The sequence below is a fragment of the Nocardiopsis valliformis DSM 45023 genome (assembly GCF_000340985.1).
GTDB classification, from domain to species: Bacteria; Actinomycetota; Actinomycetes; order Streptosporangiales; family Streptosporangiaceae; genus Nocardiopsis; species Nocardiopsis exhalans.
In genome coordinates this window covers 64,458-78,657 of record NZ_ANAZ01000026.1, presented here as the reverse complement: position 1 = coordinate 78,657, position 14,200 = coordinate 64,458, and the positions used below count along the sequence as shown (strand labels likewise).

The window sequence follows — 14,200 nt, the reverse complement described above, 5'->3', positions numbered from 1 at the left end:
GTTTTCCACTCAAAATCTGGTGAAGATCGTCGTTTCTTTCCGTAAGATGAACGCATGGCGTACTTTGGTGCTGAAGAAATACCGTCTTTGACAGGTGACCTGGATCTCGTCACCTTTGGTCAGCGGCTCCGTCATCTCCGCAAGGCGCGCGGGATGACCCTGTCTGACCTGGGCGAACGCGTGGGGAGGGCGCCCTCGCAGCTCTCCCTGCTGGAGAACGGAAAACGTGAGCCCAAGCTCTCCTTGCTCACGTCCCTGGCTTCCGCCCTCGGGGTCTCCATCGAAGAACTTCTGTCGAAACAGCCGCCGAGCCGCCGCGCGCAGCTGGAGATCTCGGTGGAGGAGGCCCAGCGCGACTCCCTCTACCAAGGCCTCAACCTCCCGCACTTGAAGGTGGGCAAGCGGGTTCCCAACGACGTCCTCGAACACATCGTGGGCCTGTACGACGAGCTCAAGCGGCGCCACGCCAAACCGACCGCCACCCCGGAGGAGGCCCGGCGGGCCAACGCCGACCTGCGCCGCCAGATGCGCGAGCGCGGCAACTACTTCGAGAACATCGAGTCCGCGGCCACCGAGACCCTGGAAGCGGTCAACTACACCGCGGGTCCCCTCTCCCAGGGGCAGATCCTCGCGATCGCCACCCACCACGGGTTCTCTCTGAAGTACGTGCAGGACCTGCCCCGCTCGGTGCGCTCCCTGACCGACCACGTCAACCGGCGCATCTACCTCAAGCGCGAGACCACGCTGGGCATGCACAGCCCGCGCACGATCCTGCTCCAGACCCTGGGCCACGTGATCCTCGGCCACGACCAGCCCAAGGACTTCGGCGACTTCCTGCGCCAGCGGGTGGAGGCCAACTACTTCGCGGCGGCCGTCCTCATCCCCGAGAGCACCGCGGTCACCTACCTCCAGGAGGCCAAGAAGGCCCGCGACCTGTCCGTGGAGGACCTGCGCGACGTCTACTCCGTCTCCTACGAGATGGCCGCGCACCGATTCACCAACCTGGCCCACCGCCACCTGGACCTGGTCTGCCACTTCATCCGCAACGACGAGACCGGCATCATCTACAAGGCCTACGAGAACGACGGGCTGGTCTTCCCCACCGACGACACCGGCGCGATCGAGGGCCAGCGGATGTGTCGCCAGTGGTCGGGCCGTCAGGTCTTCCAGTCGCCGGACCGGTACTCGATCTACTACCAGTACACGGACAAGCCCAACGGCACCCACTGGTGTGTGGCCCACGTGGACCCCAGCCGGGAGCGCAACTTCGCGATCACCCTGGGCGTGCCCTACAAGGAGTCCCGCTGGTTCCGCGGCCGGGAGACCACCAACCGCACCAAGTCCAACTGCCCCAACGGCGAGTGCTGTGTGCGCCCGCCCGCCGAGTTGGCTTCCCGCTGGGAGGGGAACGTGTGGCCCTCGGCCCGCGCCCACTCCCACGTGCTCTCCGCCCTGCCCTCCGGGACCTTCCCCGGCGTGGACGAGCACGACGTGTACACGTTCCTGGAGAAGCACAGTCTGGAGAACCAGAGCGGGGACTGACCCGCGAACGGCAGTGACCCGAAGGTCTTCCGCACCTCGATGACGCTGAGGGCCGGCGCCCGCGCGCCGGCCCTTCGTCATGTCCGAACCGGGTTCGGCCCGAGCCCCGTCACGTCCGGTCGGGGATCAGCGCCATCGGCCGCGCGGAGTGGTGGATCCAGCGGCCCTTGGTCCGATACGGGCGGACGCTGCTCCACCCCTCACCCGGCCGCCGACCCAACCGCAGCGACCACCAGGACCAGCGCCAGCGCAGGAACTCGCCGGTGTGCACGTTGATCCGCTCGCCGTGGTGCAGGCTCGGCCGGAACGTCACCCAGGTGACCTCCACCCACAGGTCGGCCGGATCGGGCTGGGGCAAGACGAGCGCCAGGTGCAGCGGTTCGGAATCCGGGGTGCACCGGTTCCGACGGGCTCTGGGCCGTCGCCCGCCCGCCACCGACGCGCCCCGCAGCGTGCACACCACGCTGTACACGGCCTCACGGCCCTCGGGGTGCACCTGCACGTCCACCCGACCGGGCTGGGCTGGGCCGGTGTCGCTGACCGGCACCGGCGGGACCAGATGGCGGCGCACCCGCCAGACCTGTTGCGAGGTCTTCAGCCACTCCAACCTCCACAGGACGATGCCCGCGGTCGCCGCGACCAGGGAGAACACCAAGGTGAACACTTCCACCCCACCAACGCTAGCCCCACCGGCCGCCTCGGCCCCGAGGACACACTGGAGACCGGGACGCGGATCGGTTCACGGATCCGGGGCGGCTGCGCGGGGGCTCAGGCCCGCAGGTCCTTGAGCGCCGCCGGGGTGAGGTCGGCCAGCGACGGGTAGCCGTCCACCGCCATCAGCAGGTCGGCTTCGGCCAGCATCGTCCGCAGGACGTGCACGAGCCCCTCCACCCCGCCCAGGGCCAGCCCGTAGACGTAGGGGCGGCCGATCGCGACCGTCGTCGCACCCAGCGCCAGGGCCTTGACCGCGTCCGAACCCGACCGCACCCCCGAGTCGAAGATGATCGGCAGGTCGGTGGCGGCGGCCACGTCCGGCAGGCACTCCAGCGCCGGGATCCCGCCATTGGCCTGGCGGCCGCCGTGGTTGGACACGTAGATGCCGTCCACGCCCCCGTCGGCGGCGCGGCGGGCGTCGTCGGCGTGGCAGACGCCCTTGACGATCAGCGGCAGGTCCGTCAGCGAACGCAACCACGGGAGGTCGTCCCACGTCAGCGGGTTTCCGAAGATCCCGGCCCAGTGCGCCACCACGGCCTCGGGGGAGGCGTCCTTACCCACGCGTTCCTGGAAGACGGGGTCGGAGGTGTAGTTGGCCAGGCAGTGGCCCCGCAGCTGGGGGAAGTTCGCGGTGGCCAAGTCGCGCGGCCGCCAGCCGGTGACCCAGGTGTCCAGGGTGACCACGATCCCCTTGAATCCGGCCGCCTCGGCGCGCCGGACCAGGCTGGCCGCGAGCTCGCGGTCGGTGGGTGTGTACAGCTGGAAGAAACCGGGGGTGTCGCCGAACCGCGCGGCGACCTCCTCCATGGGGTCCTGGGACAGGGTGGAGGCGATCATCGGCACGCCGGTCCGCGCCGCAGCCTCGGCCGTGGTCAGGTCGCCGTGCCGGTCCTGCGAACACAGGCCCACCACCCCGACCGGAGCCATCATCAGCGGCGAGGGCAGTTGAACGCCGCACAGGTCGACGCCGGTGTCGCGTTCGGCGGCGCCCACGAACATGCGGGGGTACAGGCCCCAGCGCCGGAAGGCGGTGGCGTTGGCGTCCTGGGTGTGCTCGTCGCCCGCTCCGCCCGCGACGTAGGACCAGATCCACGGCGGCAGGGAATCGGCGGCCCGCCGTTCCAGCTCGGCGAAGGTCATGGGGTGGGAGGGCACGACGCCGGTGAGGCCGTTGAGGTAGATCTCCAGCTGGTAGTCGCCGTAACGCGAAGCCATGGACGCCTCCGGATGAGGGGGTGGGTGTGACCCGCATCATCTGAGTTGACACATGAGCGTGTCAAGATCTGCGCGAGCGCAGCACCGGCACGAACACCCCGGCGATGTCCGCCGACAGTTCCTGCGGCGTTCGCGAGCGGTCGCCCAGTACCCAGTCGATGACCAGCTCGTTGGCGGCGCCCACCAGGGCCAGCGCCTGCTTGCCGAAGGGCCGGTCCACCGCCGAACCCGCCCGCACGTCGCGCTCGTACTCGGCGGTGAACAGGGCCGCGATCTCGTGCCGCACCGCGCGGCGCCGCTCCTCCATCGAAGGGCTGACCCCCACGCTCTCCACCGCGATCACCCGCGGCCGCCGCGGGTCCTCCAGCGAGAAGCCCACATACGCGTCCACGGCGGCGCTCACCCGCTCCTCCAGCTCCGCCTCGGGGGAGCGGATCGCCTCGGTCAGCCGCTGCTGCGCCTCGGTGACCAAAGCGTCGTAGACCGCGCGCAGGCAGGCCTCGCGGTCGGCGAAGTGCTCGTAGAAGTACCGGTTGGTCAGCCCGGCCTCCCGGCAGATCCGGCTGACCGTCGCGGCCCGGAACCCGTCGGTGCCGAAGACCTCCAGCCCGGCGTCGAGCAGCCGTCGCCTGCGGGCCTCCTGCCGCTCGTGCGGCGACATCCCCCGCCAGGGCCGGACCAGTTCGACGCGTGGTTCACTCATGCGCCCACGCTAGAGGAGTGCTCCGCGGGCCCGTGTCGGGTTCCCGACATGGCGCCATCCCGTCACCCGGCGCCCCTGTCACCCGAGCTCACTCCCTGCCACCGTGGCGTTACCGAAATCCCCCCAAGCCACACGAATCGGGTGTGAATTGAGACTTCCCTCCCCCCTTCCCCCTGCCGAGGGCTCCGCGGGTACCGCGTCCCCCCGTTCCCGGAGGGCGGCCGTGCGCGGCGCCGCTGTGGCCTCCGCAGCCCTGATGATCACCGGCGGCCTGGTCGCCGGAGCCCCCGCGGCGGCCGCGGATACCGCCGACAAGATCGGCGACCACCACCGCGCTCTGCTGGCCGAGTACCAGGAGCTCTTCGAGGGCCGCACCGCCGACGAGGCCGCCCAGAACGCCTCCGGCGCCCGCACCTTCTCCGCCCCCGGCCCCGAGGACCTCCCCGACGAGGGGGTCGAACCCCCGGTCATCGACTTCGTGACGCTGATCGTGGCCACCGCGGAGGGGAGCACCGCCGAGGCGCGCCAGGCCCTGGAGGGCTTCGCGGACATCACCTCCGAGCACGAGGAGATCGGCTACCTCAGAGTCAACGTGGCCTTCGACGACGTCGAGCGGGTCGAGCAGGTCGACGCCGTCACCGCCATCGACGTCGACGAACTCCTGCCGCTGCCGGAGGTCGCGCCGATCGACGCGCAGGCCGCGAGTGCCGCGGGGCAGGCCCCCGCCACGGCCGCCCAGCCCGCTCCGGGCCCGGACACCCCCGACGCCAACCCCTATATGCCGAGCGGCGAGATTGGCGCCGTCGACTTCCGCGAGCAGCACTCCGACGCCGACGGCCGGGGCGTGCGCATCGGTGTCCTCGACACCGGGGTCGACCCCACCCACCCGGCGCTGGCGACGACGACCACCGGTGACGACAAGCTCGTCGACTGGGTCAACGCCACCGACCCCACCAACCTCATCGACCTGCTCTTCGACCCCAGCTTCGTGCTGATGAGCGACGTCAGCGGGCCGACGTTCGAACACAGCGGGACCGAGTGGACCGCCCCCGAGGGCGACTGGCGGTTCGGCCGCTTCACCTACGCCGTGGCCGGATCCGACGACGACTCCTGGGGCGTGCTCTTCGCCCCCGAGGACGGCACGGTCCTGGTCGACCTGAACCAGGACCGCGACCTCACCGACGAGACGCCCATCGGGGACTTCGCCGGGGACCGGGACGTCCGGTACTTCGGTGAGGACGACCCCGAGACCCCGATCAACGAGGCGCACGGGTTCGTCGCCACCGGGATGGACACCCTCGACGGGATGGTGCACATCGGCCTGGACACCAATGGCCACGGTACCCATGTGGCGGGTATCGCCGCCGGTCATGGACTGTTCGAGGGGGCGATGAACGGCGTCGCTCCCGGCGCCGAGGTCGTCTCCAGCCGCGCCTGCCACGACCTGGGCTGCTCCTCGGCCGCGCTGACCGACGGCATGGTCGACCTGGCCACCGAGTTCGACGTGGACGTGATTAACATGTCCATCGGCGGTACGCCCTCGCTCAACGACGGCCAGAGCGCGCGTGCGCTGCTCTACGACCGGCTCATCGAGGAGACCGGCGTGCAGATGTTCATCTCCGCCGGCAACTCCGGCGCGGGCCTGAGCACCCAGGGGTCTCCCTCGGATGCCACCGACGTCATTAGCGTCGGCGCCGCGGTCTCTGGGGACACCTGGCTGGCCAACTACGGCGCCGAGGTCGACTACGACCACGGCGTGTTCGGCTTCTCCTCCCGCGGCCCGCGCGAGGACGGCGGGTTCAAGCCGCAGATCACCGCGCCCGGTGCGGCGGTCAGCACCCTGCCGACCTTTATGCCCGGCAACCCCGTCCCCGAGGCCGGGTACGACCTGCCGCCCGGCTACGGCATGCTCAACGGCACGTCGATGTCCTCCCCGCAGGCCGCGGGCGGTGCCGCGCTGCTGCTCTCCAAGGCCGGACAGGAGGGAGTGGACGTTCCCCCCGGGGATCTGCGTGCCGCCCTGCGTACCAGTGCCGAGTTCCACCCCGGGTGGGACGCGGCCGAACAGGGACACGGTCAGATGGACGTACCGGCCGCCTGGACCCTGCTGAACCAGGGCGCGTCCGTGGACGCGGTCGACGCCAAGGCCCCGGTCTGCACCGAGCAGTCCGACCTCCTGGCCGAGCCCGGTTTCGGGACCGGCCTGTACATCCGCTGCCTGCCCGGGGAGGGCGGTATCGCGGCGGGAGAGACCGAGGAGTATGAGATCTCCCTGACCCGCACGAGCGGCGTCGAGGGCACCCAGGTGTACCGCCTGAAGATCGAGGGTGACGACGAGGGCACCTTCTCCGCGCCCCGCCACGTGGACCTGCCCAAGGGCGAGGAGGTCATCGTGACCGTCAAGGCCTCGCCGGAGGCGGCGGGCGTGCACAACGCGGTCCTGAAGGTGGACAACCCGCGCACCCGGGCCCTGGAGCAGGCCGTGATGCTGACCGCGGTCACCGCTGAGGAGGGCGCTGTCACCACGGAGGGCTCGCTGGGCCGGGCCGTGACCGAGGATGTTTTCGTGGCCGTGCCCGCGGGCACCGCCGCGATGACCGTGGACCTGTCCGGGGTCGCCGACGACAGCCGTGTCCGCTGGAGGGCGTTCAGCCCTCTCGGCCCGCTGGGGGAGTCCACGACGGGTCAGTGCTACACCAACATCGACGGTGACCCCTGCGATCCGCTCTCACGCACCTACACGAATCCGGTGCCCGGGATCTGGCACCTGGTGGTGGAGACCGCCCGCAGCTCACCCGCTGCGGAGAATCCGTACCGCCTGGAGGCCGAACTGACCGCGGCCCCGTAGTTTCCCCCAGCCGTCCCCGGGGAGCCTCACCGCTCCCCACGGTGCCGGGAAACCCCCGCCTCCGCCCCTGACCTTCACCGGGGCGGGGGCCTTTCCTGTTTTCGGGAGCGTGCGCTGTGTGTTCGGAGTGTGCTCGGCGGCGGTATGCCGGACCGTGTGACGGTCGGGCCCGTTGGGAACCGGGGCGAGCGGGTAGATCCCTGCGGTCCGGGGAGTTCGCGGGCGCGTGCGCGAAACGGGGAATCCGTTCGCGCACGGTGGTTCCACACGGAGAGGGCGCGTGGTGGCGTTGCTGGAAGCGGTGGGTCTGGGCCCGGTCGAGGAGGAGGCGTACCTGTCCCTGCTGCGTACGCCCGCCCGGAGCCGGGTCGAACTGGCCGAACGGCTCGGTATCGGTTCCGAGGAGGCGGCGGGGGCGCTGGCGCTGCTGGAGGAGCGGGGGCTGGTCCGCCGGGACGCCGGCCGGGGGCTGCGGGTGGTCCCGCCGGACGTGTCCCTGGGTGCCCTGCTGCTTCGGCACCAGACCCGGTTGCAGCGGGCCCAGGGCGCGGTGGCCCAGATCGTGGAGGAGTACCGCAACCGGGCGGTCCTGCACGACTCCGAGGCGGTGGTGGAGGTGGTCAACGGCCGGGAGGAGGTCGCCGCCCGCTTCCTGGAGGTGCAGTCCTGGGCAGTCAAGGAGGTGTGTTCCCTGGTCACGGGGCCGGTGCTGGCGGTGAGCTCGGAGGACAACCACGTGGCCGCCGAGGCCATGGCGGCGGGCATACCGTACCGGGTGGTCTACGATCGCGCGCTCGTGGAGGACGGGGAACGGCCGGTTCGGTTGGAGACCTGGCGGGGGATGGGCGAGCAGATTCGTATCTGCGACGGCATCCCCATGAAGCTCACCGTCGTGGACGACCGGGTGGCGTTCCTGCCGACGGTGACCGATCCGGTGGAGGAGCCCTCGGCGATCATCGTTCGCGAGAGCGGGCTGTTCGACGCGCTGGTGTGGGTGTTCGAGACGGTCTGGCGTTCCGCGGTGCCCTATCCGGCTGCCGACGGAGAGGGGGAGGGGCCGGACGAGGACGAGCGCAGGCTGCTGTCGCTCATGCTCGCGGGTGGTACGGACGCCTCGATGGCCAAACAGCTGGGGGTCAGCGAGCGGACCGTGCAGCGCAGGGTCGGCGGACTGGCCGACCTGGTGGGTGCGCGGACCCGGTTGCAGCTGGTCTGGAGGGCTACCAAACGCGGGTGGCTGTGAGCCTTCCGGGGGTGATTGTCGCTGACCAGGTTGACTGTTACCATGGGTAACACTTGTCGATCTTCCCTCCCCCCGGAGGGTCCAACAAAGGATGTAAGCGCATGAGTGAGGCCACCGCGCCCGCCTTCAGCCTGGAACTGAGCGAGGATGTTCGCGACGTCCGGGACTGGGCCCACGGGTTCGCCGCCGACGTCATCCGCCCCGCCGCCGCCGAGTGGGACGAGCGGGAGGAGACCCCCTGGCCGATCATCCAGGAGGCCGCCAAGATCGGGCTCTACTCGCTCGACTTCTTCGCCAACCAGTGGCTGGAGCCCACCGGTCTCGGCATCCCCGTCGCCTTCGAGGAGCTCTACTGGGGTGACCCGGGCATCGCCCTGGCCATCACCGGCACCGGCCTGGCCGCCGTCTCCGTCGCCTCCAACGGCACCCAGGAACAGCTCTTCGAGTGGGTGCCGCAGATGTTCGGCAGCGCCGACGACATCAAGCTGGGCGCGTTCTGCTCCTCCGAGCCGGGCGCCGGTTCCGACGTCTCCGCCATCAAGACCCGCGCTGTCTACGACCAGGCCAAGGACGAGTGGGTCATCAACGGCGTCAAGACCTGGGCCACCAACGGCGGTATCGCCGACGTGCACGTGGTGGTGGCCAGTGTGGAGCCCGAGTTCGGCTCCCGCGGCCAGGCCTCCTTCATCATCCCGCCGAACACCCCCGGCCTGTCCCAGGGCCAGAAGTTCAAGAAGCACGGCATCCGCGCCTCGCACACCGCCGAGGTCGTCCTGGACAACGTGCGCGTACCGGGCTCCTGCCTCCTGGGCGGCAAGGACAAGCTCGACGAGCGCCTCGCCCGCGCCCGCGAGGGCAAGCGCTCCAAGGGCCAGGCCGCGATGAAGACCTTCGAGGCCTCCCGCCCGAGCGTTGGCGTCATGGCCGTGGGCTGTGCCCGCGCCGCCTATGAGTACGCCCGCGACTACTCGATCCAGCGCGAGCAGTTCGGCAAGCCCATCGGCGACAACCAGGGTGTGGCCTTCCTGCTCGCCGACATGGTCACCCGCATCGACGCCGCCCGCCTGCTGGTCTGGCGCGCCGCCTGGATGGCCCGCAACGGCAAGGACTTCACCAACGCCGAAGGCTCCATGAGCAAGCTCTACGCCTCGGAGACCGCCACCTTCGTCACCCAGAACGCCCTGCGCATCCTGGGCGGCAACGGCTACACCCGCGAGTGCCCCGTGGAGCGCTGGCACCGCGACGCCACCATCTTCACCATCTTCGAGGGCGCCAGCGAGATCCAGAAGCTCATCATCGGCCGCACCATCACTGGCCTGCCGATCCGGTAACGCACACGAGCACGCCCGGGGCGGGCGCGACGGGGAAGACGGCTCCCGACGCGCTCGCCCCGTGTCGGTGGGGCCGCGAGTTTCAGGGGCCGCGAGTTTCAGGGGCCCGAGCTGCAGGGGCCCGAGTGATCCCGGGGCCCGACCGGGCTAGGATCACGAACGCCGGTACCCGTGCTCGGCCGGCACAGTCAGTGTGTTCTCGCCCCTCCATCCCCACCCCTCATGGAGAGCTCAGTGCGGTTACCGCTTCCGTCGTCGCCCTTGCCCGGACCCCGAAGCGCCGTGTACGCGGTGGCCCTGGCCCTCGCCCTCACCGCTTGTACCGCCCAAGCGGAGGAACCGGCCGCGGACCCCGACACCGAGCAGGGTTCGGTGGAGGCAGAGACCGGGGACTTCGAGGAGCCCGGGGACCCCTACGCGCTCACCGACCCCGAACTCACCGAGCGGCTGCACCTCCCGCTGTACGACTACGGCCTCGACGAGTACGAGCAGTGGACCATCCGCCGGGCCCAGGACGTCCTGACGGTGCAGTGCCTCGCCGAACTCGGTTTCGAGGCCTCGGTCAGCTGGGAGACGGACTCCCTCGAGGAGCTGCTGACCCACTTCGGCCCGCACCACTCCTACCGCCGCTACGGGGTGTCCAGCACGGCCCTCGCCGAGGAGTACGGCTTCGGGATCCCGGAGGGCGACGACCTCGGCAACCCCTGGGTGGTCGCCGACGGCTCCCAGGAGGAGGCGGCCGGTGACGCGTACATGGGCTACTCCCACACCGGCGGCGAGATCGAGACCCCCTCCGGGGACCCTGTCCCAGAGGGCGGCTGCAAGCACCAGGCCAACCTGGGCCTCAACCCGGACTCACCGCCCCCGGGCGAGGACGGCTACTGGACGGCAGGGGAGGGCGAACTCATGCCCGACACCCCTGGCCTGCACAGCCGGGTCGACGACCTGCTCGGCGAGTCCTACCTCGCCGGACTGGAGGACCCCGCCGTGGCGGAAGCCAACGAGGCCTGGAAGGAGTGCGCGGGTCTGTCCGGATACACCGTGGGCCCCGGCGGCGCCTCCGAGGTGACGGGGGACGCCGTGCTCAGCGCCGAGTGCGCGGACACCTCCGGCTACCTGGACGCCTTCGTCACCGCCGAGACGCGGGCCCAGGAGGCCATGGTGGAAGAGCACCGCGCCGAACTCCAGGAGCGCAAGGAACAGCTGAACGCGGAGCTGGCCGCCGCCCGGACCGTCCTGGGCTGGTAGGCCGGGACCAGCGGGGCCGGTGGGACGGCAAGACGAAGGACGGGTGCGCGGGGGAGAACCCCGCGCACCCGCCCTTCTCCGTCTCCGGGGCCGGGCGGACCTACCCGGGGAAGTGGCAGGCCACCGGATGCCCGGCGCCGCGGTCGACGAGCTGCGGGGCCTCCTCCGCGCACAGGTCCTGCGCCTTCCAGCAGCGCGTCCGGAACCGGCAGCCGCTGGGCGGGTTGACCGGGCTCGGGACGTCACCGGTCAGGACGATGCGCTCACGCGACCGCTCCTGGCGCGGGTCCGCCCACGGCGCGGCCGACAGCAGGGCCTGGGTGTAGGGGTGCGACGCCCGCTCGTAGACGTCCTCCCGGGTACCGGTCTCCATCACCCGGCCCAGGTACATCACGGCCACCCGGTCGGAGATGTGCCGCACCACCGACAGGTCGTGCGCGATGAAGACGTAGGACAGCCCCAACCGCTCCTGGAGCTCCGCCAGGAGGTTGACCACCCCCGCCTGGACCGACACGTCCAGCGCCGAGACCGGCTCGTCCAGCACCAGCATGCGCGGTTCCAGCGCCAGCGCCCGGGCGATACCCACCCGCTGGCGCTGCCCGCCGGAGAACTCGTGCGGGTACCGGTTGCCGTGCTCGGGGCTCAGCCCCACCAGCCGCAGCAGCTCGGCCACCCGCTCCGGGCCGCCGTCGCGCCAGCGCTTGTGGACCTTGAGGGGCTCGGCGATGATGTCGTTCACCGGGAGCTTGGGGTTGAGCGAGGCGTACGGGTCCTGGAAGACCATGCCCGCCTCTCGCCGCACCTTCTGCATCGCCGACGAGGACGCCTTGGTCAGTTCCTGGCCCTGGAAACGCACCGAACCCGCAGTGGGCTTGACCAGCTGCAGGATGGCCCGGCCGGTGGTGGACTTTCCGCAGCCCGACTCCCCGACCACGCCCAGGGTCTCCCGCTCCGACAGCTGCAGGGACACCCCGCTGACGGCGTGCACGTGCCCCACTACCCGGCGCAGGAAACCGGCGCCGTGCACGGGGAACCGCACCTCCAGGTCCTCGACCTCCAGAAGCGGGGCCGCGGGGTCGGTCTGCCGGTCCAGCTCTTGCTGTGGCGTTGTCATGGGGTGATCCCTCCGTTCCGGAAGAACGCCGTCGGGTCGTCGGCCGCGGCCAACCGCTCCCAGTGGTGGCAGGCGGCCAGATGTGTGCCGAACTGTGCGCTGTCCGAGGCCTCGCTGATTTCCGGCCCTTCGGAACCGTTGGCCGGGACCAGCGGCGGCTCGGCGGAGCGGCAGGTGTCGTCGGCCAGCGGGCACCGCGGCGAGAACGGACACCCCCGGGGCAGGTTGATCAGCGAGGGCGGGGTTCCCTTGATGGGGCGCAGCCGCTCCCCGTGCGCGGAGGTCATCGACGGGATCGACCCGAGCAGGCCGGCGGTGTAGGGCATCCGGGTCCGGTAGAACACGTCGTCGGTCGCGCCGATCTCCACCGGGCGGCCCGCGTACATCACCAGGACCCGGTGGGCCAGCCCCGCGACCACGCCCAGGTCGTGGGTGATCAGCAGGATCGCGGAGTTGACCGCGTCCTTGACCTCCAGCAGTTTCTCCAGGATCTGCGCCTGCACGGTGACGTCCAGCGCCGTGGTGGGTTCGTCGGCGATGATCACGTCGGGGTTGTTGATGATCGCCATCGCGATCATCACCCGCTGGCGCATACCGCCGGAGAACTCGTGCGGATAGCTGCGCAGCCGCTGCCCCGCCTGGGGGATGCCCACGAGGTCGAGCATCTCCCGGGCGCGTTCGAGCGCGTGCTTGGGCGGGACCAGCTCGTGCGCCAGCACCGCCTCGGCCAGCTGGTCCCCGACGGTGTGCACCGGGTTCAGGGCGGTCATCGGGTCCTGGAAGATCATCGAGATCTTGCGCCCGCGCAGGGACCGCAGGTCCTTCTGGCGCATGGCCAGCAGGTCCTGGCCCCGGTAGAGGACCTTGCCGCTCACCCGGGCGCTGCGCGGGAGCAGCCCCAGCAACGCCATGGACGAGACCGACTTGCCCGACCCCGACTCCCCGACGATGCTGAGCACCTCGCGCTCGCGCAGGGAGTAGGAGACGTCGCGCACGGCCTTGACCGCACCGTCGTCGGTGGGGAACTCCACGGTCAGGTTCTCGACGCGCAGGATCTCGTTCTCGGTGGGGCCCTTGGTGTCCTCGAGGGTCTTGGCGGTGTGCACCTCACCGGTGGCTTCGGTGACCGAGACGCCGCCGTCGAGGCCCTGCCCCGGCACCGCGGCCGAGGGCGGTGGGATGTTGGAGGATTGCGTCATCAGTCACGCACCCTGTTCTGTCGTGGGTCGAAGGCGTCACGCAGGCCGTCGCCGATGAAGTTCACCGAGAGCGCGATCAGGATGATGAACAGCCCGGGCCAGTAGAAGAGCCAGGGCCGGGTGCTCATCGCACTCCGGTAGTCGGTGATGAGCCGTCCCAGCGAGGTGTCGGGCGGTTGCACGCCCATCCCCAGGAAGGACAGCGCGGACTCCAGCAGAACCGCCGCCGCGATGGCCAGGGTGACGCTGACGATGATCACCCCCACCGTGTTCGGCAGGATGTGCTTGAAGATGATGCGGGCCGAGGAGGTGCCCACGGATCTGGCGGCCTCGACGAACTCCTTCTCGCGCAGCGACAGCACGGAGCTGCGCACCAGGCGGGCCGTCTGGGTCCAGGTGACCAGGCCCAGGACCATGCCGAGGTAGAAGATGCCCGCCTGACCGGCGATCTTGGCCGCCGCCGCGGCGATGGCCAGCAGCGGGATCGCGATGAGGACGTCGGTGACCCGCATGAGGGTGCTCTCGGTCCAGCCACGGAAGTACCCCGCGCAGGCGCCGAGCACCGTACCCACGACGGTGGCCACGATCCCCACCACGAAGGCGATGATCAGGGACACCTGGGTGCCCTGCATGGTCAGAGCGAAGTAGTCCTTGCCGACGTTGTCCTGGCCGAAGGGGTGTTCGCCCAGGGCCAGGCCGGAGCCGCCGAGGAACTGCGGGACCAGGCTGAGGGTGGGGTTGCCGCCCTCGCTGAGCGGCCCGGTCGCGGTGGGCGACTTGTCCCACCAGCCCGGGATGGGGCCGTACCCGATCGAGGTGAAGGCCAGCAGGATGACGCTGATCAGCATGAACATGCCGACCAGGGCGGCCCGGTGCCGGAAGAAGCGGGCCCGGACCAGCTGCCACTGGGTGCGGGCGGCGATGTTCATGCCCTGGGCCGCGTCGGAGGCCGCGGGATCAGCGGTCCCGATCCGGTTCGGATCGTCCTCGTGTTCGGGGCCGGTCGCCCCGGACGGAGTGTTCTCGTTTGTGCTCATGGTGAT

Annotated in this window: 11 protein-coding genes; 5 read left to right on the top strand and 6 right to left on the bottom strand. The window is 70.6% G+C overall.

The window, feature by feature from the left end; genetic code table 11:
• Positions 1–87 precede the first annotated feature (87 nt).
• Positions 88–1,542 (top strand): helix-turn-helix domain-containing protein, encoded by a 1,455-nt coding sequence (locus D457_RS0122645; RefSeq protein WP_026116919.1) that lies wholly within the window; start codon positions 88–90, stop codon positions 1,540–1,542.
• A 109-nt stretch (positions 1,543–1,651) separates the two neighbouring features.
• Here the strand turns inward: D457_RS0122645 and D457_RS0122640 are convergent, their stop codons facing one another.
• The 3 genes from D457_RS0122640 to D457_RS0122630 all read right to left on the bottom strand — a co-directional run bounded on the left by D457_RS0122640 (position 1,652) and on the right by D457_RS0122630 (position 4,174).
• Positions 1,652–2,212 (bottom strand): hypothetical protein, encoded by a 561-nt coding sequence (locus D457_RS0122640; RefSeq protein ID WP_017582959.1) that lies wholly within the window; start codon positions 2,210–2,212, stop codon positions 1,652–1,654.
• 98 nt (positions 2,213–2,310) lie between these two features.
• Positions 2,311–3,471 (bottom strand): alpha-hydroxy-acid oxidizing protein, encoded by a 1,161-nt coding sequence (locus tag D457_RS0122635; RefSeq protein WP_017582958.1) that lies wholly within the window; start codon positions 3,469–3,471, stop codon positions 2,311–2,313.
• A gap of 61 nt (positions 3,472–3,532) precedes the next feature.
• Complete coding sequence (locus tag D457_RS0122630; protein ID WP_017582957.1) at positions 3,533–4,174, bottom strand: TetR/AcrR family transcriptional regulator; 642 nt, start codon at positions 4,172–4,174, stop codon at positions 3,533–3,535.
• Positions 4,175–4,397: 223 nt separating this feature from the next.
• Between D457_RS0122630 and D457_RS0122625 the strand changes: the two genes are divergently transcribed.
• From D457_RS0122625 to D457_RS0122610, 4 genes are all read left to right on the top strand, one after another.
• Positions 4,398–7,022: a S8 family serine peptidase gene (locus D457_RS0122625; protein ID WP_017582956.1), complete on the top strand. Its 2,625-nt coding sequence runs from the start codon at positions 4,398–4,400 to the stop codon at positions 7,020–7,022.
• 283 nt (positions 7,023–7,305) lie between these two features.
• Complete coding sequence (locus tag D457_RS37575; RefSeq protein ID WP_275041016.1) at positions 7,306–8,265, top strand: helix-turn-helix domain-containing protein; 960 nt, start codon at positions 7,306–7,308, stop codon at positions 8,263–8,265.
• A 101-nt stretch (positions 8,266–8,366) separates the two neighbouring features.
• Positions 8,367–9,596 carry an acyl-CoA dehydrogenase family protein gene (locus D457_RS0122615; protein ID WP_017582954.1) on the top strand — a complete coding sequence of 410 codons (1,230 nt, stop codon included), beginning with the start codon at positions 8,367–8,369 and terminating at the stop codon, positions 9,594–9,596.
• Positions 9,597–9,857: 261 nt separating this feature from the next.
• Positions 9,858–10,844: a hypothetical protein gene (locus tag D457_RS0122610; RefSeq protein WP_239646187.1), complete on the top strand. Its 987-nt coding sequence runs from the start codon at positions 9,858–9,860 to the stop codon at positions 10,842–10,844.
• A 100-nt stretch (positions 10,845–10,944) separates the two neighbouring features.
• On the opposite strand, the gene D457_RS37740 is transcribed toward D457_RS0122610, so the two are convergent.
• From D457_RS37740 to D457_RS0122595, 3 genes are read right to left on the bottom strand one after another with little or no spacing between them, the layout of a single operon-like run.
• Positions 10,945–11,958, bottom strand: coding sequence for an oligopeptide/dipeptide ABC transporter ATP-binding protein (locus D457_RS37740; protein ID WP_017582952.1), 1,014 nt, complete (start codon positions 11,956–11,958; stop codon positions 10,945–10,947).
• Positions 11,955–13,157 (bottom strand): oligopeptide/dipeptide ABC transporter ATP-binding protein, encoded by a 1,203-nt coding sequence (locus D457_RS37735; protein ID WP_017582951.1) that lies wholly within the window; start codon positions 13,155–13,157, stop codon positions 11,955–11,957. Before D457_RS37735 ends, D457_RS37740 begins: the two co-directional genes overlap by 4 nt.
• Positions 13,157–14,194, bottom strand: a complete 1,038-nt coding sequence (locus D457_RS0122595; protein WP_017582950.1) for an ABC transporter permease — start codon at positions 14,192–14,194, stop codon at positions 13,157–13,159. Before D457_RS0122595 ends, D457_RS37735 begins: the two co-directional genes overlap by 1 nt.
• Positions 14,195–14,200 lie beyond the last annotated feature (6 nt).